Source organism: Kribbella sp. NPDC049584, assembly GCF_040675555.1.
Lineage (GTDB): Bacteria > Actinomycetota > Actinomycetes > Propionibacteriales > Kribbellaceae > Kribbella.
In genome coordinates, this window is the sequence record NZ_JBFAPF010000003.1 from 834211 (window position 1) to 859559 (window position 25349).

Annotated in this window: 21 protein-coding genes; 7 read left to right on the plus strand and 14 right to left on the minus strand. The window is 67.5% G+C overall.

Translation table 11 applies throughout. From position 1 onward, the window contains the following. The first annotated feature begins 4 nt into the window (after positions 1-4). Complete coding sequence (locus tag AB0J62_RS15690) at positions 5-718, plus strand: hypothetical protein (protein ID WP_363870120.1); 714 nt, start codon at positions 5-7, stop codon at positions 716-718. On the opposite strand, the gene AB0J62_RS15695 is transcribed toward AB0J62_RS15690, so the two are convergent. Beyond that, positions 708-1244, minus strand: coding sequence for a PaaI family thioesterase (locus tag AB0J62_RS15695; protein ID WP_363870122.1), 537 nt, complete (start codon positions 1242-1244; stop codon positions 708-710). The two genes, AB0J62_RS15690 and AB0J62_RS15695, sit on opposite strands and share 11 nt — an antisense overlap. Before the next feature lie 65 nt (positions 1245-1309). Between AB0J62_RS15695 and AB0J62_RS15700 the strand changes: the two genes are divergently transcribed. Beyond that, positions 1310-1801 carry a helix-turn-helix domain-containing protein gene (locus AB0J62_RS15700; protein WP_363870125.1) on the plus strand — a complete coding sequence of 164 codons (492 nt, stop codon included), beginning with the start codon at positions 1310-1312 and terminating at the stop codon, positions 1799-1801. Positions 1802-1876: 75 nt separating this feature from the next. Next, positions 1877-2353, plus strand: a complete 477-nt coding sequence (locus AB0J62_RS15705) for an excalibur calcium-binding domain-containing protein (RefSeq protein ID WP_363870128.1) — start codon at positions 1877-1879, stop codon at positions 2351-2353. Here AB0J62_RS15705 and AB0J62_RS15710 read toward each other — a convergent pair. Next, positions 2293-3192, minus strand: a complete 900-nt coding sequence (locus AB0J62_RS15710) for a hypothetical protein (protein ID WP_363870131.1) — start codon at positions 3190-3192, stop codon at positions 2293-2295. The genes AB0J62_RS15705 and AB0J62_RS15710 overlap by 61 nt on opposite strands. Before the next feature lie 90 nt (positions 3193-3282). Then, positions 3283-4641 (minus strand): NAD-dependent succinate-semialdehyde dehydrogenase, encoded by a 1359-nt coding sequence (locus AB0J62_RS15715; protein ID WP_363870134.1) that lies wholly within the window; start codon positions 4639-4641, stop codon positions 3283-3285. Positions 4642-4785: 144 nt separating this feature from the next. Here AB0J62_RS15715 and AB0J62_RS15720 point away from each other — a divergent pair, with 144 nt between their 5' ends. After that, positions 4786-6918: a M6 family metalloprotease domain-containing protein gene (locus AB0J62_RS15720; RefSeq protein WP_363870138.1), complete on the plus strand. Its 2133-nt coding sequence runs from the start codon at positions 4786-4788 to the stop codon at positions 6916-6918. On the opposite strand, the gene AB0J62_RS15725 is transcribed toward AB0J62_RS15720, so the two are convergent. Genes AB0J62_RS15725 through AB0J62_RS15745 form a run of 5 tightly spaced genes read right to left on the minus strand, consistent with a single transcriptional unit; the run spans position 6886 to position 12825 of the window. Next, a complete protein-coding gene (locus tag AB0J62_RS15725) occupies positions 6886-7524 on the minus strand; it encodes a histone deacetylase (protein ID WP_363870141.1) in 639 nt (212 codons plus the stop codon). The genes AB0J62_RS15720 and AB0J62_RS15725 overlap by 33 nt on opposite strands. A 9-nt stretch (positions 7525-7533) precedes the next feature. After that, the gene (locus AB0J62_RS15730) at positions 7534-9123 is read right to left on the minus strand and encodes a peptide ligase PGM1-related protein (RefSeq protein ID WP_363870144.1); all 1590 of its coding nucleotides are present in this window, start codon (positions 9121-9123) and stop codon (positions 7534-7536) included. Next, the gene (locus tag AB0J62_RS15735) at positions 9120-10250 is read right to left on the minus strand and encodes a response regulator (protein WP_363870148.1); all 1131 of its coding nucleotides are present in this window, start codon (positions 10248-10250) and stop codon (positions 9120-9122) included. The genes AB0J62_RS15730 and AB0J62_RS15735 overlap by 4 nt, the downstream gene beginning before the upstream one ends. Beyond that, entirely contained in the window at positions 10247-10633 is a 387-nt protein-coding gene (locus AB0J62_RS15740) for a response regulator (RefSeq protein ID WP_363870151.1), read from the minus strand. The genes AB0J62_RS15735 and AB0J62_RS15740 overlap by 4 nt, the downstream gene beginning before the upstream one ends. Next, positions 10630-12825: a GAF domain-containing protein gene (locus tag AB0J62_RS15745; protein ID WP_363870154.1), complete on the minus strand. Its 2196-nt coding sequence runs from the start codon at positions 12823-12825 to the stop codon at positions 10630-10632. Before AB0J62_RS15745 ends, AB0J62_RS15740 begins: the two co-directional genes overlap by 4 nt. A 213-nt stretch (positions 12826-13038) precedes the next feature. Between AB0J62_RS15745 and AB0J62_RS15750 the strand changes: the two genes are divergently transcribed. The 3 genes from AB0J62_RS15750 to AB0J62_RS15760 all read left to right on the plus strand — a co-directional run bounded on the left by AB0J62_RS15750 (position 13039) and on the right by AB0J62_RS15760 (position 16554). Beyond that, positions 13039-15072, plus strand: a complete 2034-nt coding sequence (locus AB0J62_RS15750; protein WP_363870157.1) for a phosphocholine-specific phospholipase C — start codon at positions 13039-13041, stop codon at positions 15070-15072. A 94-nt stretch (positions 15073-15166) separates the two neighbouring features. Further along, complete coding sequence (locus tag AB0J62_RS15755) at positions 15167-15661, plus strand: SigE family RNA polymerase sigma factor (RefSeq protein ID WP_363870161.1); 495 nt, start codon at positions 15167-15169, stop codon at positions 15659-15661. Beyond that, a complete protein-coding gene (locus AB0J62_RS15760) occupies positions 15658-16554 on the plus strand; it encodes a hypothetical protein (RefSeq protein WP_363870164.1) in 897 nt (298 codons plus the stop codon). Before AB0J62_RS15755 ends, AB0J62_RS15760 begins: the two co-directional genes overlap by 4 nt. 13 nt (positions 16555-16567) lie before the next feature. Here AB0J62_RS15760 and AB0J62_RS15765 read toward each other — a convergent pair whose 3' ends face one another. The 6 genes from AB0J62_RS15765 to AB0J62_RS15790 form a co-directional block, all read right to left on the minus strand. Beyond that, a complete protein-coding gene (locus tag AB0J62_RS15765; protein ID WP_363870167.1) occupies positions 16568-17461 on the minus strand; it encodes an ABC transporter ATP-binding protein in 894 nt (297 codons plus the stop codon). Then, positions 17458-18267 carry an ABC transporter ATP-binding protein gene (locus AB0J62_RS15770; RefSeq protein WP_363870170.1) on the minus strand — a complete coding sequence of 270 codons (810 nt, stop codon included), beginning with the start codon at positions 18265-18267 and terminating at the stop codon, positions 17458-17460. The genes AB0J62_RS15765 and AB0J62_RS15770 overlap by 4 nt, the downstream gene beginning before the upstream one ends. Beyond that, on the minus strand, positions 18260-19135 hold the full coding sequence (locus tag AB0J62_RS15775; protein WP_363870173.1) for an ABC transporter permease: 876 nt from the start codon (positions 19133-19135) through the stop codon (positions 18260-18262). The genes AB0J62_RS15770 and AB0J62_RS15775 overlap by 8 nt, the downstream gene beginning before the upstream one ends. A 5-nt stretch (positions 19136-19140) precedes the next feature. Continuing rightward, on the minus strand, positions 19141-20235 hold the full coding sequence (locus AB0J62_RS15780; RefSeq protein ID WP_363870176.1) for an ABC transporter permease: 1095 nt from the start codon (positions 20233-20235) through the stop codon (positions 19141-19143). Then, entirely contained in the window at positions 20232-22070 is a 1839-nt protein-coding gene (locus AB0J62_RS15785; protein WP_363870179.1) for an ABC transporter substrate-binding protein, read from the minus strand. Before AB0J62_RS15785 ends, AB0J62_RS15780 begins: the two co-directional genes overlap by 4 nt. 250 nt (positions 22071-22320) lie before the next feature. Further along, positions 22321-25320, minus strand: a complete 3000-nt coding sequence (locus AB0J62_RS15790; RefSeq protein ID WP_363870182.1) for a hypothetical protein — start codon at positions 25318-25320, stop codon at positions 22321-22323. Between the last annotated feature and the right edge of the window lie 29 nt (positions 25321-25349).

The following is a 25349-nucleotide window of genomic DNA, read 5'->3' on the forward strand; positions in this document are numbered from 1 at the left end:
GGAAATGACAACATTCCGACAGACTCCGGTGGCCTCCGAGCCGACGGTCCGGATTCACGACGTACGACGGTTCCGTCGCTGCGCGGCCGCGCTGGTCCTCCTGGTGCCCGCGACCAGTATCGGGATCGCCCGGCTGTTCCAGACCAACGACGACGACACGCGCCGCGCGCTCGAGCAGATTGCCGCGAACCCGCACCGCCAGTTCATCTTCGCGTTGCTCGGCTACGTCGGCATCCTCACGATCGTGCCGGCCTTTCTCGCGGCGGCCCGGCTGTCGCGCCCACGCCGGCCGGTGCTGACGACGATCGCGGTCGCCGTGAACCTCGTCGCGTACCTCGGCTCGTGGGCTGTCGGCGCCATCGACAACCTGTACCTCGTCGGCGCGCAACTTCCGGCCGACCAGCGCGGCACGGCGGCCGTCGTGATCGACAAGCTCTGGTCGTCCGGGCTCGCCGGTGTGAGCACAGCCGTCTTCGTCGCCGGCCACGTGATCGGCGCGATCCTGATGGGCTTCGCGCTGCGCGGGAGCATTCCGCTGATCGGCTGGCTCGCGATGGTGCTCACCACACCGGCGCATGTCGTCGCCTTCATGGTCCTGCAGCAGCCGGTCGTCGACATGGCCGCGTGGTTCCTGATGACGGTCTGCTTCGCGTACTGCGCGATCGCCGTACTCCGGACCTCCGACGACGACTGGGACGTCTCCCCGCTCAGGACGTGAGCTCGAAGATCAAGCAGGTTGAGGTTGCGTGGGCGAGGAGTTTGCCGCGTTCGTCGTACAGGTGGGACTCGGCCACTGCTGTACGGCGGCCGCGGCTGATGATCGCGCCCTCGCAGCGGAGTACTCCGGAGTCGACCGTGACGGGCTTGATGAAGCGGGTCATCAGGTCGAGTGACGTGTAGCCGACGCCGGCCGGCAGGGTCGAGTGGACGGTGCAGCCGGCGGCGGTGTCGAGCAGGGTGGCGATGATGCCGCCGTGCACCGAGCCGAGCGGGTTGTAGTGGAACTCGGCCGCCGGCATGTACACGGTGACCTTGCCCTCCTCGGGCTCGAACCCGGTTGCCCCGACCAACTGCAGGATCGGCGGCGCCGGGATCAGCCCGTCGCGCATCGCCCGCAGCATCTCCAGCCCGGACGAGCTCCCGACCTCCGCGGCCGTGGCGGCCGGGTCCGTCCAGGTGAACGTCCGGCTCCGGACGGGCGCTGACCCGGCTTCGTCCGCGGGCACCTGCTGAGTCTCCGTCATGGCTCGAGCCTCACACCACCCAGCTGGGTCTGTCAACGAGACCTAGAGCTCACTACGATGGCCGGATGAGTGGCTTGACGACCTACAACGCGCTGGACTGGTCGGTGGCGAACTGCCCGATCGGCCGCACCATGGAGATCCTCGGCGAACGCTGGACGGTCATCGTGCTGCGCGAGGTGTTCAACGGCATCCGCCGGTTCGACGATCTGCGGGTGCGCACGGACATCCCCCGCCAGGTCCTGTCCAACCGGCTCGCCAAGCTCGTCGAGCACGGCATCCTCCGCCGTACGCCGTACCGCGAACCGGGCGCCCGTCAGCGGTACGAGTACCGCCTGACCGAGCAGGGGCTCGACCTGTACCCGGTCCTGATCGCGATGCGCGACTGGGGCGACAAGTACCTGGCCGGCCCCGAGGGCTCACCACTCAGGATCGAGCATCGCGACTGCGGAGCGCCCGTACATACCGAGCTGTACTGCGAGTCCGGTCATCGGGTGACGACGCCGCGCGACGCCGTACCGCGTCCCGGCCCGGGGGCCCGGCGGCGGGCAAACGTATAAAACAAAGGGTTTTCGGTGGACCGGGTGTTTCTTCCGGCACCCCGGTGGTTAGGCTGCCTGCGGGGAGGACGGAAAGTGCGGCAGTTCAACACACCACCAGAATGGCCTGATCCACCGACGCGCGACTGGCGACCACCACGACGGTGGCAGCCACCCAAGACCTGGCCGAAGGCGCCGGACCGTTGGGTGTTCTGGGTCGACGAGTACGGCCGGGCCGTTCGCGGACCGATCGGGCGGTACGGCGGACCGCGCCGGATCACGACCGCGGTCATGATCGTCGTACCAACGGCACTGATGGCGTTGGTATTGCTGAACCCCTTCAGCAGCGACTCGGAGAGTACGACGCCCAGCCTCGGGCCGACCGCACCGGTGACGCATGCTCCGATCGAGCACACCGCGAAACCGGCCCGCGCGGAACGGACGCCGACGTACCGCAACTGCGCCGAGGTCCGTGCCGCCGGCAAGGCACCGCTGCGCCGCGGCGAACCGGGCTACTCCCGCGCACTCGATCCCGACGGCGACGGGCTGGCCTGCGATCGCGGCGACTCCTGACGGATCCCGTCGTTCCACAACTCCTGCGTCTGGCTGATCCAGAAGGCGGCGAACAGCACGATCAGCGTGCCCTCGATCCACAGCACGGCGTGGTCCCAGCCGAAGAGCTTGTTCCACAGGACCATCAGCAGCGGCGCGACGACCATCGCGATCGCGATCACCGAGTACCTGTTCGCCGGTGAATGCGGTACGGCGTGCTTGCGTTGCTTGCGCCGGAACTGCTCCGCGTTCAGCAGCACCACCGCGACGATGCAGACGAACATCACGATCGCCGCCGCGTAGTGCGCGTGCCCGATGAACCCGGAGCGGTCGGCGAAGAACCACACCAGCCCGCCGCCGAAGATCAGCACCGCGACGCCGAGCCCGACCAGGTACATCGGCGTCCAGCGACCCGGATTCTTGATCCGGTCCCGGACGATGAACACCGCGGTCAGGATCAGGCACGGTACGCCGACGATGAACAACGCGAGCATGTTGTTCGCGACGTTCGCGGCGGCGTCACCGAGCGCCACCTGCACCGAATGGCAGGTGCCCTGTCCCGGCGTCGGCACCAGCGCGACCGCGGGCGCGAGAATGCCGGCCACGTTGAGCAGGATGTCCTCCGGCTCGGTGTTGCCCTTCAGCACCACCATGCAGACGCCGATCGTGATCAGCGCGCCGACGAAGATCGCCCGCACCGGCGTGTAGTAGTACGCACTGATCGACGTCTGCAGGCAGCTCGGATCGGTCTTGGTCCACTCGATCACCACCGCGGCGCCGAGCAGCACGATCATCGCCACCATCGCCATCCGCAGATAGCGATAGGTCTTGATGGAGTATTCACCGGGTACGGTCATCATCGGCCCCCTCCGCTTACTCGCAGTATGCGCGGTTCACGGCCTGTCGACGAGGGCTGGAACGGACCGCGCCCTGATGCGCGGTTGCTGACGTCAGAGCCGGATCGATTTCTTGTTCATGAACTCCTCGATTCCGGCCGGGCCGAGTTCGCGGCCGAGCCCGGAGCGTTTGATGCCGCCGAACGGGAGGTCGGCCTGCGAGCCGCCGGCGCGGTTCAGGTAGACCATGCCCGCGTCGATCCGGTCGGCCACCCGACGGTTGCGCTCGGCATCGGTGCCCCAGACCGATGCGCCGAGACCGAACGGGGTGTCGTTCGCCAGCCGGATCGCGTCCTCCTCGTCCGAAGCCCTGAAGACGATGACGACCGGCCCGAAGATCTCTTCGTAGTACGCGTCCATCTCCGGCGTGACGTCGGTGAGGACTGTTGCTTCGAGGTACGCGCCCGGCGTGATGCGGCGGCCGCCGGTGCGGAGGGTGGCACCTTGTTCGATCGCCTTCGCGACTTGCGCGGCCACCTCGTCGGCGGCCGCAGTCGACGCGAGAGGCGGGAGCTTCGTGTCCGGGTCGGACGGGTCGCCCGGCACGTAGTACTCCGCGACGCGTTTGGTCAGGCGGTCGACATACTCGTCGTAGATGTCGGCGAGGACGATCATCCGCTTCGGCGCGTTGCACGACTGGCCGCAGTTCCGCATCCGCGCGGTCGCGGTGGCATTGACGGTCTCGTCCATGTCGTCGGTGTCGAGGATGACCAGCGGGTCGGAGCCGCCGAGCTCGAGCACGGTCTTCTTGAGGTTCTTGCCTGCCTCGGCGGCCACCGAGATGCCGGCCTGCTCGCTACCGGTCAGCGAAACGCCCGCGATCCGTGCGTCGGCGAGGATCCCGGGGATCTGCCGGCTCGACGCGAAGGTGTTCACGTAGACGTCCGCCGGTACGCCGGCCGCGTGCAGGATCTCCTCGATCGCGCGCGCCGACCGCGGGCAGATCGAGGCATGTTTGAGCAGGATCGTGTTGCCGAGCACGAGGTTCGGCGCGACGAACCGGGCCACCTGGTAGCACGGGAAGTTCCACGGCATGATCCCGAGCAGCGCGCCGATCGGGCCTTTGGTGATGACCGCGCTCCCGCCCTTGATGTCGATCGGTTCGTCCGCGAGCAACGCCGGTCCGTGCTCGGCGTAGTACCGGAAGATGTCGACGACGATGCCGACCTCGCCGCGGCCCTCGTTGATCCGCTTCCCCATCTCCAGCGTCATGATCCGGGCCAGCTCGTCCGCCCGCTCCTCGAACAGGTCCGCCGCCCGCGCCACGATCACGGCCCGCTCCCGCACGGATCGACGTCGCCAGTCCGGGTACGCGTCGTACACCCGCCCGATCGCGACCCGCACCTCCTCCTCGGTCGAGTTGGCCACTTCCTCCACCAGCTGCCCACTTGCCGGGTCGGTGACTGAGTACATCGCTCCTCCATCCAAAGCCGGGACACCGCTCACCATCGCCACCATACTGTATACAGTCAGCCGAGCTGTTGTGGTCAGGCGTCTCGCCAGGCATGCTCATGACTTACTCGATGTCCCGCCCCTTCGTCGATCGGATGCCCGCCCGTGTCTGAGCAACGGAAAGTTCGTCGTGTCGTGCGGCTGGTCGCGGTGCTTGCCGCTGTCTCGGTGCCTTCGATGGCGCTCGCCGCACCGAGCACTCCTCCCCCTGACCCCGTGAACGCCTGGCAGTACCCGCACTGGCCGCAGAAGCAGCCGTGGCAGGAGTCGGGGCCGGATCAGCGTGTCGCGAAGACCGTGTCCCAGGGTCTGCCGGGTCCGATCGACCCGCAGAACTGGGAGAACCCGGACCACATGACGTGGGACGACTACACCAAACCGCCGGGGACGAACTGGGCCGATCCCGCGGTGAAGGGATCGCAGCGGACCTTCAAGGGTGCGCTCGTGCTGCTCGACTACCCGAACCAGGACTTCGTCATCACCAAGCCCAAGGGCTCGACCGTCTTCGGCAATCCCAGTGCCGCGGCGAACGGCGTACCGCGGGATCAGGTCGCGCAGTTCTACAAGAACTTCCTCAACACGCCCGAGCCGCTGAACCACGGGCACACGCTGCACGAGTACTGGATGGAGGACTCCGGCGGCCGGTACGGCGTCGACCTCACCGCGTTCGGCCCGTACCGGATGCCGGGCAAGTCGCACGAGTACGGCATGGAGTTCCAGAGCCCCGCGGAATGCCCGGCCGGGGACAACTGCGACCGCGACATCCGGACCGACGGGAAGGCCGCGTGGGTCGCGGACCAAGGAGCCGAGGTACCGGCGGGCTTCGACTTCGTGTTCTTCCTCAGCGCCGGCCAGGACGAATCGTCCACCTGGCAGGAGTTCGGGATGATGAAGTTCCCGACCAAGGAGGACGTCACCGACGACTTCGGGCCGCCGGACCCGGCACTGCCGAACTGGTCCGACACCCGGTACGTCGACTGGACGTCGTGGGCCGCCGGCTCATCGATCTGGCCGAACGCGGGCGGCGGCTCGTCGACGCAGGCCGAGAGCTCGGGGATGGCGGTCTTCGCGCACGAGTTCAGCCACATCCTCGGGATCGGCGACAACTACAACAACCCGTACGGCGTACCGCCCAGACGCTCGTACACGGGCATCTGGGAGATGCTGTCCCGGGGCAGCTTCAACGGCCCGGGTGGTCCGCACAGCCGGTGGATGATCCCCGCGACCGGCGGCGCCTCGATGGGCGCACAACACATGCTCCGCAACAAGATCAAGCTGCAGATGGTCGACGAGCAGAACGTGCTCAGACTGTCCCGCGAAGCCCTCGCGTCGTCAGGAGTCGTGATCGCGAACGTCACCGCGCGCAGCGTGAACCCGGGCGCGAACGACCTGTCCGGGATCAACATCGAGCTCGGCGGCGCCGGTGACCTCGACGCGCCGTGCAACGCGGCGACCGATCCGTTGTGCGACGGTCGCGGGTACCAGAACTACACGGTCGAGGTCGTCGATCGGATGGGCACGGACTCGTTCACGCCCGATTCCGGCGTACTGCTGGCGAAGACGAAGAACCAGGACCGGGCGCCGTTCGAGTGGGTCGTCGACGCGAACCCGCAGGACATCAACATGACCGACTACGTCCTGCCCGACGGCACCAAGGTTCCGATCACGATCGGCGACTACCGCCAACTGTCGGACGCGCTCTTCCACGCCGGCACGAACTCGGGCAGCGAATACGAGTACACCGACACCGCGAACCGGCTGCACTTCTACATCACCAACGTTCACCGCGACCGCAAGGGCGTGCTGTCGTACACGGTCGCGATCCGCTCGCTCGACGGCTCGGGCGCGCAGAAGCGCGGCGTACGCGTCCTGCCCACGGTGGCCAAGCCGGACCGCAGCGGCGTACAGACCTGCAACTTCAGCCTGACGAACACCGGCAAGGCCGGTACGACGTCCGGGCCGGAGGACATCACGCAGTACCTGAAGGGCGACGTCTACCGCCTGTCCGCCAAGGCCGACGGCTGGCCCATCGCCCTGCCCAACGCCCTCGCAACCGCCGACGGCTGGCCCATCGCCCTGCCCAACGCCCTCGCAACCGCCGACGCCGGCCAGCAGGTAACCGTCCCCGTCTACACCAAGCCCGGCACCGGCCCGATCGGCAAGATCACCCTCACCGCCACCTCGGAAAGCGACCCCACCAAATCCTCAACCGCAACCTGCATCGCCATCAAACACTGAGCGCAACGCGCCGGGCGTCCACCCCAACCGGACGCCCGGCGCCTTGTGCAGGTACTCGACCACGCGATCGATCTCCCAGCCGTGCGCTTCAATCAGGCCGGTGGCTATCCATTGCAGGTACGGCGCGGTTGGTGCGGACGGCTCGAGGTCGGTGACGGTTCCGTGCGTGACGGTGAACATCGGTAGACCGTCGCGCTCGCCCAGGCGGGCCACTGTTTCGTAGCGGCCCGGGCCCATCGTGTGCAGTGTGTCGACAACAGGCAGCAGACCGGCGAGATCCACGGCGAACTCGCCGCCGGGCTCCCGGCGCATCTCCTGCGCTGCGACGTCGCCGAGCTGGTCGGGCGTCAGGAGGTAGGCGCGGCCGGCAACGATCCCGTCAGCGCTCGAGTCGTAGAAGGCGGAGCCTCCGCCCCACACCTTCGACGTACCGGCGAAGACGAGGCCGCCGGGCACTTCGACGCCGGCGATCGCCTCTGGGTCGCTGCGGTCCCGGCAGCCCGGATACACCCGAGCGCCGCCTTCGGGCCGCCCGCCGGACAGGTAGCAGCGGAATCGGTTGAGTGCGAGGTTGGATCCGTAGGCGACGTACCAAACTCGCTGCATGTAAACCCTTCAGAGCGGGAGCGGGCGTTCCGCGAAAGCCTTCTCGGCCTCGGCGAGCACGATGCGGGAGGCATCACGGTACCGGCGATCCGCCTCCGCCGGGCTGTCCCCCACCGCGGTCAGTCCGAGCCGGCCGCACTCGGTCAGGCAGCTGATCATGTGAAACACGATCCCCACCTGCCGCGACTGGTCGAAGTGCAGCCCGTTGCGCGCGACGATGTCGAACAGGTCCGCCGGCCCGAGCCCGGTCAGCAGCTCCGACTCGAGGTGATCCGTCGCGACCAGGTGCTTCTCGTGTCCGGTCGGCGTCAGGAACATCGCCGACCACGGGTCGTACCGCCCGTCGGTCAGGAACTGCAGTGTCAGGAACGGGTGCGTCGTACCGCCCTTGCGCAGGTTGAGTTCGATCGCGTACGGCGTCCAGCGGCCATCCACGCCGCGGACCACGACGAAGTCGACCGCGAACCTCCCGAGTGCACCCTCGTCGGCCAGCCGCTGCCCGATCGTCGCCGCATGCTCGGTGATCAACCGCGCGTACTCCGGCGCCGCCGGGAACACGCAGCCCAGATAGCTCTGCCCACTCGCCCCGCCGAGCAGCTGATCGTGGGTCGACAACAACTCGACCTTCCCACCGGGCACGACCCGCAGCTGCACACTGGGACTGCGCAGCTCGTCGCCGACGATCCGCTCCTCGACGATGCCGCCGTTCTCGGCGAACTTCGCGATGTACACGTCGAACGGCGTCGTGACGGACTCCAGCTCCATCTCGCGGAGTCGTTGCAGCACGCCGTCCCGCTCGCCCGGCGTACCGGGCGCCGGCAGCCCCTTCAGCCGAACCACTGCGTTGCCCTCACCCGACACGCCTTCGTTGAGCTTCACGATCACGCTGTCCATCGCGGGCCGTTCGGCTCGCATCGTCACCAGTGCGTCGGCGAGCTCGTCCATGCTCCGCAGGTCCTCCTTCCCCAGCGGATGCGGTACGCCGAGCTCCGCGAACAACCGCCTGCACCCGGACTTCGACCCCAACGGCGCGAGCCGCGGATCGGCGGCGTACATCGGGATCCCGAGACTGATCGCGACGTCGCGCTCGAGCTCGGTCGTGTTGTAAGGAATCAGGTGCGAGCGCATCCGGTTCGGGATCAGGTCGGCGATCCGTTGCAGCAGCCGCGGCCGGGCCAGCAACTTCTCGCTCAGTGACACCGGCGACGCGTCATCGACCGAGATCAGCGACAGCCGCGCCCGCGCATGACTCGGAATCACCCCGGGCAGCAAGGACAGGTAGTACTCGATGATCTCCGGCGCGATCGGCATCGACGTCACATACACCATCCGCAACCGCGGCTCCCGCAACAGGATCAGCAAGAACAGGAACCGCTCCTCGTACGCCTGCATCAGCGTCCCGGTCTCGGCCTCGGTCTTGTCCAGCGTCAGCGACGGAACGACGATCACCGACTCGTCGTCATAGTTGCGCCGCATCGCATCCCACACGCCGGCCATCCGCTCCTGCAGCAGATCGAACCGCTCGTACCGCTCGGCCTCGCTCAACGCCGACAGCACCCGCTCTGTCCGGTCGGGCGCCGTCCACAGATCACCGGTCATGACGCGATCCTCGAGTTGTCGAGCCCACGGATGTTGTAGGCATGCACGGTCCGGCTGAAGCCGCGAACCTCCCGGAGCCCGGCGTCCTCGCCCAGGACCCCGTCACCGGCGGCGCTGAAGACTCGTTCGGTCGCGAGGATCTGCCAGGGCTCGGCATCCGCGCACAGCCGCGCGGCGAGGTTGGTCACGCTGCCGATCGCCGCATAGTCGAGCCGCCCGTCGAAGCCGATCGTGCCCAGCGTCGCGTATCCCTGCGCGGCCCCGATGCCCAGCGACAGATCGTGCCCGCGCCGACTCCAGGCCTCGGCCAGTCCACGGACCCTGGTGCGCATCGCGACGCTCATCCGCAATGCGCGCAGCGGACCGTCCTCGCAGCGGACCGGGTCGTTGAAGAACACCATCAGGCCGTCGCCCGCGAATCGCTCGAGCGTTCCCTCGAAGCGGAAGATCAGGTCACCGAGCGCGTGGTGGTACTCCTCCAGCACGCCCATCACCTCCTCCGGCTCGCTCGCCTCCGCGAACGTGGTGAACCCCCGGAGGTCGCAGAACACGACGACGATCTCGCGCCGGTGGCTGTCCAGGAACGATTCGTCGCCGGAATCGACGATCAGCTCGGCGAGTTGCGGACTGAGGAACCGCCGCAGCCGGCCCATCCGCTGCAGTTGCGAGACCTGGTGCTCGACCCGCGACTCCAGCTCCCGGTTCCAGCCGGCCAGCTCGGTGGCCTGCCGTTTGATGGTGTCCTGGTACCGCTTGATCCGTGCGAGCGACGCGACCCTGGCCAGCAGCTCGCTCTGGTTGATCGGCTTGGTCAGGAAGTCGTCGGCACCGGCCTCGAGTGCCTTCACCTTCTGCTCGTCACCGCTGGCCGTCACCATCACCACCGGCATGTACGCCGTGTCCACCTGGTCGCGGATCCGCCGGCACACCTCGTACCCGTCGATCCCCGGCATCAGGATGTCCAGCAGGACGAGATCGATATCCTCGGCACCGATCAGTTCCAGCGCCTGCTCACCGGAGGACGCGGTCAGTACGTCGTACCCTCGCGGGCTCAGGATCGCCTCCAGCAACCGGACGTTCGGCGGCTGGTCGTCGACCACGAGAACCCTCGTTCTGTCGACGGTCATGTCGTCGCACCGCCGAGCTGGAGGAAGTCACGCACTTGCTGCGGCAGCCGGCGGATGCTGATCGGCTTCTCGACGTACCCGTTGAATCCCGACTCGAACGCGTCATGCCGGTCGTTGTCCATCGCGAACGCCGTCACCGCGACCACAGGTACGGCGTGATCGCGTTCGCCCGCCCGGATCCGGCGCAACGCCTCGGCGCCGTCGATACCCGGCAACTGCAGGTCCATCAGGATCAGGTCGGGATGCTCGGACGCCGCGAGACGCACCCCGTCCTCCCCCGACGTCGCCTCGATCACCTCGTAGCCGGAGAAGCGGAGTACGTCCCGCACCAGCTTGAGGTTCTTCGGATTGTCCTCCACCACCAGGATCCGGCCTGGATTCATCGATTCTCCCCCTCGTCGTCGGCGAGCGCTCCGACCGCCCGCAAGGCCTGCAGCAACGCGTCCCGGCTGACCGGTTTGACCAGGTAGGCGGCTGCGCCGAGGGCAGCGCCACGACCTCGTTCGTCGACGATCGACACGATGACCACCGGGATGTCGCGGGTCGCCTCCTCGGCCTTCAGCGCCTGCAGCACCGCCCATCCGTCGATCCCGGGCAGCCGGATGTCCAGCAGTACGGCGGCCGGCCGGACCCGCCGGACCGCGTCCAGCCCGGACTGACCGTCGCCCGCGACGGTGACCCGCACGGCCGGACCCGACAGGTAGGCGGTGATCAGCTCGAGCGACGGCCTGTCGTCCTCGATCACCACGACGTCCGTGATCGTCCGGGCCGGGTCCCGCCGGACCTCGTTCTCCCTGCTGCGCAAGGAGAACCCGAAGGTGCTCCCGACACCGACCTCGCTCTCCAGCCACATCCGCCCGCCGAGCAGCTCGACGATCCGCCGAGACAGCGTCAGCCCCAGCCCGGTGCCCTCCTCCCGGGACGGACCGCGGCCGCCCTGCTGGAACGACTCGAAGATCCGGTCCCGGTCCTCCGCGGGGATGCCGCGGCCGGTGTCGGTCACGGTGATGTGGACCTCCGCGCCGGACCGCGTCGCGCGCACCACGACCGAACCGCCCTCGTCGGTGAACTTGACCGCGTTCGTCATCAGGTTCAGCACCACCTGCTTCAGCCGGAGCTCGTCGGCGTACACCTCGTCGATGCCGGGTCCGATCTCGACCCGCAGCTCGAGGTCGTGCGCGGCGGCCCGCTCGCGCAGCATCGCCACGGTGTTCTCGAGCGGGCGGCGCAGCGGGAACGTCGTGTACTCCAGCTCCATCCGGCCGGCCTCGACCTTCGACAGGTCGAGAATCTCGTTCAGCAGTTCGAGCAGGTGCCGGCCGGAGCCGTGGATATCGCGCAGGTACTCCTCCTGCCGCTCGTTCAGGTCCCCGAACATCCGCTCCAGCAGAACCTCGGAGAATCCGAGCACGGCGTTCAGCGGCGTACGCAGCTCGTGCGACATGCTCGCCAGGAACTCGGACTTGTGCCGGCTCGCGATCTCCAGCTCCGCGCTCTGCTGCTCGAGCTCGCGATAGAGCTGGGCGTTGAGCAGTGCGAGGGTGGACTGATCGGCGAACATCTCGAGCAGCGCCAGCGTTTCCGCGGAGAACTCTCCGGGCCGCTTGCGTCGTACGACGAGTGAGCCGACGATCTGTCCCTCTCGCAGGAGGGGTACGGCGACGAGTGAGCGCCAGCCGGCGTCGTAAAGGACGGCCAGGTGGGGATCGAGCTCGACCGCGCCGAGGTCGGGGACCGCCAGCGGCCGGCCGAGCTTGGCGGCCCGACCGACCAGGGTCTCGTCGAGATGGATCCGGGTCGTCCGCAGCCGTTCGATCACGCTCGGGTCGGTCCGGTACACGCTACGGACCAGGAAGCAGCGCTGTGCCTCGTCGTACTCCATGATCGAGCCGCCGTCGGTCGCCGAGATGCGGACCGCGTGCTTCGCGATGGTCGCGAGCACGTTGGAGACATCGAGACTCGAGTTCACCGCCTCGCCCACCTCGCGCAGGGCCTCCAGCTCGCCGAGCTTGCGGGCCAGCTCGGCGCCGCGCGCCTCGAGCTGCTGCACGAGCTTGACGCTGTTCACCGCCATCGCGGCCTGGCCCGCGAACGCGGTGACGAGATCCTGCTCACCCTGCCCGAACGGATTGACCTCGTTGCGCCAGACCGTCAACGCGCCGACCACTTCGTCGTCGACGAGCATCGGCGCACCCATCGTGGTCCGGAACCCGGCGATCTGCTGCAGCTCCTGACGACCGAAATCGGGGTCCGCGAGGACGTCCGGGATCTGCTGGGTGGTGCGATCGAGACCGACCCGCCCGACCAGCGAGGAGCGATCGACCGCGATCACGTGTTCCTCGAGATACCGGATCGTTTCGGCTGACATCCCGACAGCCTTGATCAGCTGGTAGCGGCCGTTGTCGAGCAGATACAGCTGCGCGGCCTGTGAGCGGCACAGGCGGCAGGCGCTCTCGACGACGGTGGTCAGGACGGCGTCGGGATCACCGGCCGAGCGGCCGACCGCGGACAGGACCTCGTTGGCCGCTGTGAACTGTTCGCGCAGCGCCGTCAGCTCCGCCTGGAGCCGGTCCACCCCGGTTTCCCTGGCGCCGAAAAGCGCCCGCCCGCCCATCGCAGCCTCCCCCAATCCCCCAGGCCGCGCTAGTCCAGTCTCCCGCCGATCGTCGCGAGGAGCAATCGGGACAGAGTTCATCTTCCATCGTTTAAACGTTCAGATTAGGGTGCCTCCGTTCGCAGTGCTGGTGTTTCAGACTCCATCCGCCCCACCGCCTGTCAGGAGACTTGCATGCCAGAGATCAATCGCCGGAGGTTCCTCCAACTGGCCGGAGCCTCGGCCGCGTTCGCCGCGATGGCGAACAGTATCGAGCAGGCTGCCGCCATCCCGGCGTACCGCCGGTTCGGCACGATCCAGGATGTCGAGCACATCGTCGTGCTCATGCAGGAGAACCGGTCGTTCGACCACTATTTCGGCACGCTCAACGGTGTCCGCGGGTTCGGTGACCCGCGACCGGTGACGCTGCCGAGCGGCCGGCCGGTGTGGCACCAGCAGGATGCCCTCGGCAAGGAGATCCTGCCGTTCCACCCGGACGCCGACGACCTGGGCATGCAGTTCATCCAGGACCTCGCCCACAGCTGGGGCGACGCGCACCAGGCCGTGAACGGCGGCAAGTACGACCAGTGGATCCCGGCGAAGACGTCGACCACGATGGCGTACCTGACCCGGGAGGACATCCCGTTCCACTACGCGCTCGCGGACAAGTTCACGCTGTGCGACGCGTACCACTGCTCGTTCATGGGCTCCACCGACCCGAACCGGTACTACATGTGGACCGGCTACACCGGGAACGACGGCACCGGCGGCGGCCCGGTCCTCGGCAACGACGAGGCCGGCTACGGCTGGACGACGTACCCCGAGCGGCTCGAGCAGGCCGGTGTCTCGTGGAAGATCTACCAGGACATCGGCGACGGCCTCGACGCGGCCGGCGGCTGGGGCTGGATCGACGACGCGTACCGCGGGAACTACGGCGACAACTCGCTGCTGTACTTCAACAACTACCGCAACGCCGCGGCCGGGAACCCCTTGTACGACAAGGCTCGCACCGGCACGAACGCGAAGGCCGGCGAGAGCCTGTTCGCGCGGCTCGCCGCCGACGTGAAGAACAACCAGCTGCCGAAGATCTCCTGGATCGCCGCGCCGGAGGCGTTCACCGAGCACCCGAACTGGCCGGCCAACTACGGCGCCTGGTACATCTCGCAGGTTCTCGACGCGCTCACCGCGAACCCCGAGGTCTGGAGCAAGACCGCGCTGTTCATCACCTACGACGAGAACGACGGCTTCTTCGACCACGTCGTACCGCCGTTCCCGCCGCTGTCGGCTTCCCAGGGCTTGTCCACGGTCGACCCGGGGCCGGACCTGTACACCGGCACGAAGGCCGCGCATGGTGCGTACGGCCTGGGCCAGCGGGTGCCGATGCTCGTCGTCTCGCCGTGGAGCACCGGTGGGTACACGTGCTCGGAGACGTTCGACCACACGTCGATCATCCGGTTCATGGAGTCGCGGTTCGGCGTCCACGAGCCGAACATCTCGCCGTGGCGCCGCGCGGTCTGCGGTGACCTGACGTCCGCGTTCGACTTCGGTACGACGGCCACGCGGCCGGCCGCCCTTCCCGACACGACCGCGTACCAGCCGCCGGACAACAAGCGGCACCCGGACTACGTGCCGACGCCGCCCGCGGTCGGCAAGGTCCCGGTACAGGAGCGCGGCTCCCGCCGTACCCGGCCGTTGCCCTACGCACCGGTCGTCGACGGAGCGGTTGCCAACGGCAAGTACAAGCTGACCTTCAGCTCCGGGCCGCGGGCCGGCGCACAGTTCCTGATCACGTCCGCGAACCGTACCGACGGCCCGTGGACGTACACCACCGAGGCCGGCAAGACCGTCGCCGACAGCTGGAACCCGGTCTACTCCGGCGGCGTCACCGACCTCACCGTCCACGGCCCGAACGGCTTCCTCCGCACCTTCAAGGGCAAGCCCGCCACCGGTCTGGAGATCACCGCCCGCGAGAACGCCCGCACCGGCAACGTCGACCTCACCATCACCTCCGACGCCGCCCGCAAGATCACGATCGCCAACGCGTACGACGGCACGAAGAAAACGCTCGACGTCCGCAAGGGCAAAACCACCTACACGGTCACCACCACGAGCCACTGGTACGACATCTCGGTCACCACCACCGCCGACACGACCTACCTCCGCCGCTACGCCGGCCACGTCGAGACCGGCGCCCCCGGCCAGAGCGACCCCGCCATCAAGACCGCCTGAGAAAGGACCCTCTACCAAACTCCCCCGTACTGCGATGCAACCAACTTCGACCTGGTAGGCGTGTCTAACCCGGGGATCGAGGATGGGAGAGCAGATGAGTGATCAGGACGCCGACTTCGAGGCGTACTTCGCGGCGCGTTCCGATGCCATGCGGGGCACGGCCTACCTGCTCTGCGGGGACTGGCATCGCGCGGAGGACCTGGTCCAGCAGACGTTCACGAAGATCTACCTGGCGTGGCGCCGGATTCAGCGGCACGGAGCGATGGACAGCTACACCAGGCAGACACTCGTGCGCACCTTCCTGTCCGAGCGGCGCCGAGGCTGGTTCCGGCACGAGTCGGTCGGGTCGGAGCCGGCCGACTGGGCGGTGCCGTCACCCGATCTCCCCGACGAACGGCTCGTGTTGCTGAAGGCACTCGCCCAGGTACCGCCGAGGCAACGCGCCGTACTCGTCCTGCGGTACTGGGAGGACCAGTCGGTCGAGCAGACGGCCGCGCTGCTCGACTGCTCGACCGGAAATGTCAAGAGCCAGGCCGCGCGCGGGCTGGCGACGCTGCGAGGGTTGCTTGAACAGGAGAAGGTTCGATGAACGAAGAGGATCTCAACGAGGCGTTCCACGACGTGATCGTGCGCAGCCGTCCGCCGTCGCCGATGGATCCTGCGCGTGCTCTCGACCACGCCCGGCGGGCGCGCAAGCGGCGCAGGGTGACGGTGGCCGGGGCCGGTGTCGCCGCGCTGGTGGTCGCCGCCGGGGCCGGTCCGGTGCTGGTCGCGAACTACACCGGTAACCGGTCGGAAGGCCCGATGGTGGCAGGCGACGTCGGTACGACGCAGCCGGTGCCGACCCCGACGCAAACGTCCGAGCCGTCGGCTACGCCGACGGTCGTCGGCACCGTGGCGCCGAAGACGCGGAAGTCCAACGATCCGTGGCCCGAGGGTCAGGTGGACCGTACGGCGACCGTGGGTCCTCGCGCCGACCGGGCCGTGAGCCTGATGAACAACCTGAGCTCGTCGGCACCGGCGGGGTTCAGCACGCCGAACCTGAAGTTCCCGGACGGCCGATCGATGCGATGGCCGCAGGCCCAGTACGCGTCCAGCGACGGTGAGCCGGACTATTGGGAGTACATGGCCACTATCCCGGTCCAGAAGGGCGACCGGGTCGGGAAGTTGCTGGTCGAGTCGACGACGCCCGACGGGAAACCGGCGACAGACCCCTGCACGCTCGCGCGGAAGTTCTGGGGCGGAACCGGTGCTTGCACCGTCATGGACGTCGGCGGCAAGAAGGTCGGCGTGCTGACGACCGACGGGCGCGGCGGCTTCGACCAGTGGGCCGCCTACCGGTATGACGACGGCACCGTCGTTTTCGTCGCGCAGGCCAAGAAGGTCGAGGACTCGGGCCGATCGGCGCTGACGCAACCGGTGTTCACCAGCCGCCGGCTGGCTGAGCTGGCGACGTCGGCGAAGTTCAAGATCAGCGCCTGATCAGGCCGCGGGGCTACAGGATCGGGGCCTCCGGCTTGGTGGTGTCGGCGGGGGTGTTGTCGATGTCGTCCAGGCGTTCGAGTTCGTCGACCTGGATGCGGGTGGTCCAGCGCTGGTCGGGATCGGGCTGCGGGATGGAGTCGAGCAGGAGTTTCGTGTACGGGTGGGTCGGCTCGTGCATGACCGTGGCGACCGGGCCGCGTTCGACGATCTGGCCCTTGGTGATGACCATGACCTCGCCGCCCAGGTAGTACACCGTCGACAGGTCGTGGGTGATGAACAGCGTGGTCATGCCGTGTTCGCGCTGGAAGTCGAGCAGGATGTCCAGGAAGTGCTTGCGGACCTGGGCATCCAGCATCGACACCGGCTCGTCGGCGATGATGAACGACGGGCGGAGCATGTGGACCCGGGCCAGCATGATGCGCTGGCGCTGCCCACCGGACAGCTGGTGCGGGTACCGCCCGAGCACGTTCTCCGGCTCCAGCCGGACCGCCTGCAGGGACTCCTCGATCAGCTTCAGCCCCGCCTCGCGGGTCGAGGCCAGCTTGAACTTCTTCACCGCCATCCACAGCACGCGATCCACGCGGTAGAAGGGGTTGAAGATCGCGTACGGGTCCTGGAACACCGGTTGCACGTCGCGCCGGTAGGCGTCGTACTCCGACCGGCTCAGCTTGAAGATGTCCTTGCCGCCGTACAGCACCGAGCCGGCCGTCGGCTTCTGCAGGCCGAGCACGTTGCGGGCGATCGTGCTCTTCCCGCTGCCGCTCTGACCGACCAGGCTGACGATCTGCGGCGGTGACGCGGCCAGGCTGAAGCTGACGTCGTCGACCGCGGTCACGTAGCCGTCGGCGACCCCGCGGGCGTGGAATCGTTGCTGTACGCCACGAAGTTCTAGTTCCGACTTCACGATGCCCTCCGTCCTACCTGCGGGATGGACTCGATCAGCTGCCGGGTGTAGGGATCCTGCGGATCCTTGAACACCTGGCGTACGTCGCCGACCTCGACCAGCCTGCCCTCGTACATCACCGCGACCCGGTCGGCCAGCTGCGCGTGCACACCCATGTCGTGCGAGATCACCATCAGCGTCACGCCGAAGTCGGTGCGCAGATCCGCGAGCGACTGCAGGATCACCCGCTGGATCGTCACGTCGAGCGCGGTGGTCGGCTCGTCCGCGATCACCAGGTCGGGCTCGAGTGCGACCGCGATCGCCATCAGCACCCGCTGCTTCATCCCGCCGGACAGCTCGTGCGGGTACATCCGGCCCACGCGCGGCTCGAGACCGACCTGTCCGAGCAGCCGCGGAATCAGTTCGCCCAACGAATCCTTGCGTGCCGGCGCGTGTTCGAGGATCACGTCCTTGAACTGATCCTCCACCCGCATCACCGGGTTGAGCGAGCTCATCGAACCCTGCGGGAGATACGAAAGCGCGCTCCACCGCAGTACCCGCAGCTCTTCGCCGTGCACCTTCAGCAGGTCCACCGGCGACCGGCCGGCGGGGTGGAACATGACCGAACCGCCGGTCACCTTCCCCGGCGCCTTCAGGAGCCGCAGCAGCGCGACCGCGAGCGTGCTCTTGCCGCTGCCCGACTCCCCCGCGATCCCGAGGATCTCACCACGGTGGACGTCGAGGTCGATCCCGCGGACGGCTTGCACGTCACCGCGGTTGGTCGAGTAGACGACCTCGAGTCCCTTGACCTCGAGAACGTTATTCACCGGCCACTCCCCTCAGTCGCGGGTTGTAGACCTCTTCGAGGCCGATATTCACCATGTTCAGCGCCGCGAACAGCAACGTGAGCAGGGCGATCGGTACGACGAACATCGGCCAGGCTCCCAGTGTCAGCGCGCCGGTGCCGATCGCGTTGAAGATGATCTGGCCCAGGTCGATCACGCCGCCCGGCCCGAGGCCGATGATCTCCAGACCGACCAGGCCGAAGATCGCACCCAGCGCCGACGACGCGAAACCCACGCCGATGAACGGCAGCAGGTTCGGCAGGAGCTCGGTCACGATGATCTCGATGTCCCGCGCCTTGCTGACCCGCGCCAGATCGACGTACGGCCGTGTCCGCAGACTGAGCACCTGCGAACGGATCGTCTTCGCCGCGAACGGCCAGGAGAAGATCGAGATCATCACGCCGACCTGGAACAGGCTGACGTTCTTCGCGTACGCCGACAGCGCGATCAGCAACGGGAACGTCGGGATGACCAGCAGGATCCCGGTGAACGTGGAGAGCACATTGTCGATCCAGCCGCCCTTGTAGCCGGCGACGAACGCGACGATGACGCCGACGACGGTCGAGATCACACCGGCGATCGCGCCGATCTGCAGCGAGACCGCGAGCGCCTTCACCACCATCGCGAACACGTCCCGGCCGAACTGGTCGGTGCCGAGCAGGTGTTGCGGGCTGGGCACCTGCCACTTGTCGTACGCCGCCAGCTCGATCGGGTCCTGCCCACCGCCGATCGCCTTCACGATCAGCGGACTCAGCAGCGCGAGAAGCACGAGCAGCCCGAGGATGACGAGCCCGGTCGCGAGGCGCCGGCTGTTCCGGATCGTTCGCAGTACCGCGGTCAGAAGTCTCATCGTCATCACTTCCAGTACTTGACCCGCGGGTCAAGCAGCGGGAGCAGGAGGTCGAGGAGGAGGACCGCGGTCAGCACCGAGAAGATCGCGATATCGGTGACGCCGAGGATCGTGTTGAAGTCGAGCTGCTGGATCGCCGTGACCAGCGTCGTGCCGAGCCCCGGATAGCTGAACAGCTGCTCGACCAGGACGTTGCCGTTGAAGATGAAGCCCAGCGAGATACCGAACGCGGTGATCTGCGGCAGGTAGCAGTTCCGCAGCGCGTACCGGGTCAGGATCCGCGAGTTCTTCAGGCCCTTGGCCTCGGCGTAGACCAGGTAGTCCTCGCCGAGGATCGGGATCATCAGCATCCGGGTGGACAGGATCCAGCTGAACGTCCCGATGATCACGATCGACAGGCCGGGCAGCAACCCGTACTTCAGCACGCTGCCGATGAAGGCGAAGCTGATCCCGGGATTGATGTTGGAGTCGTACGCCGATCTCGCAGGCAACAGTCCCATCGAGTACGCGAAGACGTACACCAGGATCAGCGCGACGAAGAAGTACGGCACGTGCGACAGCGCGATCGACAGGTTGGTGGCGATCGCGGAGCCGAGCTTGCCGCGCCGCCAGCCGGCGATCGCGCCGATGATGACGCCGAGGATCCACGCCATCACAGCCGAGATCCCGAGCAGACCGATTGTCCAGGGCAACGATCGCAGGATCACCGTCTGGGCCGGCGTCGGGTAGTTGATCAGGCTCGGCCCGAGATCGCCGTGCAGGATCAGCTTCTCCATGTACTTGAAGTACTGGGTCAGCAGGTTCCCGTCCAGCCCGAACTCGTGCCGGTAGCGAGCGATGAGCTCGGTGCTCGCCTGTGCGTTGTAGACGTAGTTCTGCTGCAGGGTCTGGATCAAGGTCTGGACCGGGTCTCCGGGCATCAGCCGGAAGAAGAAGAACGCGATCGTCAGCGCTCCCCACAATTCCACCAGGTAGAGACCGAACCTGCGGATGGCGTACGCCGCCAGCGGATGCCGCGACAGCCAGGCCCGCACCGCCGACGGAGGTGCGGAGTCCTGGCTCTTGTCCACGGCTACCACAGGCGGGGCTTCCGCCGTCACGCCGGTCCCTTCTGCCCGGTGGCGCTGATCTTGGCGAGCACGAAGATGAAGTGCGGCCACCAGTTCAGCGGCACCTCGTACAGGTCGTCGTCGGTCGGCCAGTCCTTCCAGAACGCCGTGTTGAAGTACGACGGGTAGCCGGTCTGGATCGAGGCGAGCAGCGGCAACTGCTGGAAGTAGATCTCCAGCGCCTTGTCGAGCAGCGGCTTGGCCTCCGGCGAATCCGGGTTGAGCTGGCCCAGCTGATCGATGATCTTGTCGAAGTCGGGGTTGCGGAACCGCATCTTGTTCTTGCCGGCCGAGTTCTTGCCGATCGGCTGGTACTTGTCGCTGGTCCAGTCGGTGTACAGCTGCACCGGGTCGATCGCGAAGCCGGCCCAGTTGGAGTCGATGTCGTACTCGCCGCGCTGGAACTTGTCGTCGTGGACGCTTCCGGCCAGGCTGCGCAGTGTGGCGGGGACGCCGACCTTGGCGAGCGCGGTCTTCAGCACGTTGGCGATCGCGTACTCGCCGCCGTCGACCGGCGAGACCGTGATGATCTCGAGGTTGATCTCCTTGCCCTTGTACGTCCGCTTGCCGGCCGCGTTCTTCGGCGCGATCTCGTCCAGCAGCTGGCTCGCCTTGTCAGGGTTGAACTCGAACTTGTACTTGTTCGCGAGGTCGTCGTTCTTCCACTTGTCGTTGGTCGGGTAGTCCGCCCACGGGTACTGGGCAGGCGGGACCTTGACAGGCCAGATCGAGTTGCCGATCTTCTCCCGGTCGATGCAGTAGTTGATGGCCCAGCGCATCTTCGGCTCCGCCATCACGCCGCGCGCCGGGTCGCAGTTCAGCCAGAAAACCCGTGGGTTCGGGTCGTGGAACTGCGTCGTCACGAGGTTCGGGTAGCCGGTGTTCCGCAACTGCTTGGCATGCGGCTCGTCGACCGAGCCGACGTCGAACTCGGCGCGCTCGAAGGCCAGCGACGCCTGGTCGAGCTGCTTCGACGTGCTCTGGAACACGACGTACTGCGGTTTGACGTCGAGCTTGTCCTTGTTCCAGTAGTTCGGGTCCTTCTCCCAGACGAACATCTTCTGGTTACGGATCGCCTGCTTCAGCTTGTACGGGCCGCTGCGGACCGGCGGGTTGTCCTTGTACTTCGTCGGGTCCTGCGACTTCCAGATGTGCTCGGGCATGATGTTGTTGGGCGCACCCGCGATCGCGGCGATGAAGTTGTAGTGGAAGCGTGGTGCCGGCTTCAGGAAGGTCACCACCGCGGTGTGCGGGTCCGGAACATCGACGGTCTTGACGAACTCCTTCAGGTCACCACCACCGCCGAAGAGGTCCGGACGGTCCTTCAGCAGCATCACCGTGAACTTGAAGTCGTTCGCACCCAGCGGCTGGCCGTCGTTCCAATGAGCCTTCGGATCGAACTTCAGGGTCAGCTCGGTGAAAGCGTCGTTGTACTTGTACTCCGTCGCCAGCCACGGCGTGAGCTTGCCGGTGGCGAAGCTGAGGAAGAACAACGGCTCGGTGCTCAGCTCCACGCCGGCGCCCGAGGGTGAGCCGTTCGGGATCATGCCGTTGAAGCTGTCGAAGACGGTGTACTCGACCTGGCCGACGATCACCGACTGGTCCCGCGGGACAGGGATGTTCGCCTTGCCGATCTGGATCGACTTGGTCGCGACCGGCTTGTTGTTGTTGGCTGGCTTGTCGGAGTACGAGCCGCCGCCGGAGCAGGCGGCGAGGAAGGCGGTCATTGCCGCCGCGGCACCTCCGCCGAGCATGCTTCGCCGACTCAGCTGATAGCGGACGACATCTTGGACGTCTTCGAACTGTGGGCGCGGTGCTTCGTTCATGACGAAAGTCACCTCCGTTTCCGTTGCGCGGACGAGCTGTTCACCGACCGAGAGGTGTCACGGACTATAAGTAGCGTTGACAACGTTGGCAAGAGTTCATTGCCACGTTGAACTCCGGACGTCATATCCGCAGATCAGTCGATATACCAACCTCTGACAACGTTGGTTCGCTCTGAGTGACGCCCGGAGGCGGAAACGCTTCCAACGGCGGTCACAGGGCGTGCAGATCCGCCCCCGCGGCCGGTTCCGGTCAGTCGTAGACGGCGTCGACCAGAAGTTCGGTACTGCGGTCCGGTTCGTTGAGAACCGCGCGGATCACATGCCGCCGGTCCCACCGGCCCGCGGACCAGGCCAAGGCCTTGCCGAGGCCGTCGAACGTCGCCGCATGCGGGCCGCCGTCGGCGTCCACCCACCACGAGACCTCGACGCCGTCGACGGTGAGCTCCTCGTGCTCCCACCAGGTCGCCGGCACCCCGGGGACCAGTTCGCGGACGATCGGCGGTACGTCGGCCGCCGTACCCTCGCCGTCGATCTTGCCTTCGGCAATCTCTTGGGCCATCGGTACGTCGAGGAGATCGCTCAGTCCGTCGGCCGCGGCGCCGGAGCCGATCACGAACCCGCCGAGGTCGTCGCGCTGCACCCACATCGGACCGTCGATGACGACGGCCTGATCCGCGTCGATCACTCGGGTCACGCCGTCCGCGTCGAGCACGCGGGTCTGCTCCGGCGCATCGCCGGGGAACAGCGCGAGCGTGCCGAGCCGGGTCCACAAGCGGAGGATCGAGGCGGCATCGACCTCGCGCTCGGGGTCGGCCAATCGGTCGAGCACCAGACTGATGCCGTCGGCGTCGAGGTCGCCGACCTCGCGGACGAGACCGATCGCCGTACGGACCTCTGGGTCGAGGGCGGCGGTCCAGGCGGGCGCTTCGTCGAGGAAGGTCGCGAGCACTGGTTCGGCCTCGGGGTCCGCTCGTCCGGCGAGTGGTTCGCCGTCGTCGAGCAGGACGTGTTCGCGGATCCACCAGGCCGCGTACGACGGTACGCCGAGCGGCCGGTCGTCCGGGCCGACGACGCGGACCTGAGTGACGAGCGCCCGGCGGAGATCGGGCTCAGAACCCATGATCTGCAGGGCTTTCGGCCAGTTGTCGTCGGTGATCCAGTCCAGGTCGCGGATCGCTTCGAGCTCGCCGACGGTTGCGCCGTACCGCGAGCCTTCGGGTGCGACGTCGTACGCCCAGTCCTCGATCGCGTCGAGGTCCTGGACGGCTTCGGGGAGTTTTTCGAGGGCGACGTCGGAGGCGGCGACGACGCCGAGCGTCGCCAGCACGCCGACGGCTTCGAGCGCGGGCAGGCCGTAGCGGTCGAGGACGTCGCGGGCGATGGGTGCGACCTCGTCGGGGTCGAGGATGGCTTGTGCGTCAGAACCCTCGACAACCAAGGCGTTCGCGGGCACGAGCTCGCCGTCCGCATCACGGAGTACCAGGTCGTTGAGCCACCAGAGACCCTCGGCTTGCGCTGGGTCCGCGGCAACCAGGCTGAGTACGGCGTGGGCGATCGAGTCGGGGTCGTCGGCCTCGGCGGAGTGCTCGACCGCGGTGCGGACGGCACTGTCCTCGAGGAGCGATCGCGGGGTGGCGGGGATCGCGCCGAGCCGTTCGAGTGCTGGGTCGACCGCGTCGGGATGCACGACACGTACGCCGTACTCATCGAACGCGGACAGGGTGTCGACCGGGATCTCCGGGCCGGGCAGCAGCAACCCACGCGCGCCTCGCACCAGCCGGCCGTCGGCAAGCGGCACAGGCAGCGTGCCGAGCGACTCCCGAATCAGCGCATCGGTGACCATCGTGCTGAGCGATGCGTAGAGCGCGCGCCACCAGCCGGGCGGCTCCTCTCCCCCGAGCTGATCCACCACCTCAGCCAGCTCCAAACGCCTTACTTGCAAGGCATCCAGCGCCAGCCGATCCTCCCGCCGCGACCTGATCAGGCCCGGCACGATCGGCGCCAGCTTCTCGTTGAACGCGTCGTCGGCCCCCTCCACCACGACCGCGTCCCGCGGCCGCAGCAGAGACCCGCCCTCCACAGCTCTCAGCAGCGGAGTGGTGGGGAGCTGGTTCAGAATTGCTTCGTGCAGCATCCGGTCCAGCGCCCCGGCCGCGAGCCCGGTCGGCACCAACCGGAGTACGTCGTCACCGTCGGCGGCCCGCTCGCCCAGGAGCTCTCCGTACGCGGTCGCCGTTTCCCGAACCAGCCGATCAGTCAACGGCCCCTTCGCCACGTGCCGCCGGGTCGAGTCCAACGGGAACGTTGCCAACAGCAACACCCCGAGCGAAACGGGCTCGTCGGTAGGCGTTGGCGCATGAACAACCCTCGGTACCTCGACCACCGCCGCGTCCCACGCCTCCCCCGCCGCCGAAGGCTGCGGCGGCGGGTTGCGGGGCAAGGCCCACACGACCGACCAGTTCGGGCGGGAGCGTTCCTCGGTCGGGCGGTCGGCCAGCAGTTGCTCGCGTTCGGCGGTGTCGAACACCCCGCCGGCGCGGTGGATGTGCCAGCGCGACTCGACATCCTGGAGGATCCGGTGGTCGTCGTCGGTCTCGATCTCGATGCGCTGGAGGCCGGGCAGGGCGAGGAGGAGTGCGTCGTCGGCTTCGGCGAGCAGGCGCCGGACGAGCGCGGCGGCCGCCTCGTCGCGGAGGGGCAGAATCACGGCTGTGTCGTAATCCGCGGGCGGTTCGCCGTCCGCTTCGAAGGGGAGGCGAAGGACAGGCACTTGCCCGTCACGTCGCCGTACCTCGGTGTCGAGATCAGCTGCCAGTCCGGCGATCGCAGCCGCGGTATCGGCCTTCGAGAACCGCACCCCGCCGGTGCGCGACAGCACGACCGGCTCGTCGGTCACTGCCAGCACAGCGGAGAAACCGACTCCGAACCGGCCTACCGAAGGCTCTTCGCGCTTCGCTGATGCCCTCAGGGTCGCCAGCGACTCGACGCCCTCCGCGGTCAAGGGCGCACCGGTGTTCGCCACGACCAGCGTGTTGTTCTTGAACTCGAACAGCACCCGGCCTGGTACTCCGGCGCGAGCGGCCGCGTCGGCGGCGTTCTGGGCCAGTTCGATCACCAGCCGGTCGACGTACCCGCCGAGGGCCAGTTCCTCCTCGGCGTTCGCGTCTTCACGGAAGCGGACCGGTGCCGCCGTCCATCCGGCCAGCACCCGTTCGCGGATTCCCGCCGTACCGAACACTTCGTCAGTCACCGAGGCAGTATGTCGCACCTCCGAGAGGA

What these genes read in the sequence shown, in the direction of transcription:
- AB0J62_RS15690 (WP_363870120.1), top strand. Translation starts at nt 5, where the DNA reads ATGACAACATTCCGACAGACTCCGGTGGCCTCCGAGCCGACGGTCCGG.
- AB0J62_RS15695 (WP_363870122.1), bottom strand. Translation starts at nt 1,244, where the DNA reads ATGACGGAGACTCAGCAGGTGCCCGCGGACGAAGCCGGGTCAGCGCCC.
- AB0J62_RS15700 (WP_363870125.1), top strand. Translation starts at nt 1,310, where the DNA reads ATGAGTGGCTTGACGACCTACAACGCGCTGGACTGGTCGGTGGCGAAC.
- AB0J62_RS15710 (WP_363870131.1), bottom strand. Translation starts at nt 3,192, where the DNA reads ATGATGACCGTACCCGGTGAATACTCCATCAAGACCTATCGCTATCTG.
- AB0J62_RS15715 (WP_363870134.1), bottom strand. Translation starts at nt 4,641, where the DNA reads ATGTACTCAGTCACCGACCCGGCAAGTGGGCAGCTGGTGGAGGAAGTG.
- AB0J62_RS15725 (WP_363870141.1), bottom strand. Translation starts at nt 7,524, where the DNA reads ATGCAGCGAGTTTGGTACGTCGCCTACGGATCCAACCTCGCACTCAAC.
- AB0J62_RS15730 (WP_363870144.1), bottom strand. Translation starts at nt 9,123, where the DNA reads ATGACCGGTGATCTGTGGACGGCGCCCGACCGGACAGAGCGGGTGCTG.
- AB0J62_RS15735 (WP_363870148.1), bottom strand. Translation starts at nt 10,250, where the DNA reads ATGACCGTCGACAGAACGAGGGTTCTCGTGGTCGACGACCAGCCGCCG.
- AB0J62_RS15740 (WP_363870151.1), bottom strand. Translation starts at nt 10,633, where the DNA reads ATGAATCCAGGCCGGATCCTGGTGGTGGAGGACAATCCGAAGAACCTC.
- AB0J62_RS15750 (WP_363870157.1), top strand. Translation starts at nt 13,039, where the DNA reads ATGCCAGAGATCAATCGCCGGAGGTTCCTCCAACTGGCCGGAGCCTCG.
- AB0J62_RS15755 (WP_363870161.1), top strand. Translation starts at nt 15,167, where the DNA reads ATGAGTGATCAGGACGCCGACTTCGAGGCGTACTTCGCGGCGCGTTCC.
- AB0J62_RS15760 (WP_363870164.1), top strand. Translation starts at nt 15,658, where the DNA reads ATGAACGAAGAGGATCTCAACGAGGCGTTCCACGACGTGATCGTGCGC.
- AB0J62_RS15775 (WP_363870173.1), bottom strand. Translation starts at nt 19,135, where the DNA reads ATGAGACTTCTGACCGCGGTACTGCGAACGATCCGGAACAGCCGGCGC.
- AB0J62_RS15785 (WP_363870179.1), bottom strand. Translation starts at nt 22,070, where the DNA reads ATGAACGAAGCACCGCGCCCACAGTTCGAAGACGTCCAAGATGTCGTC.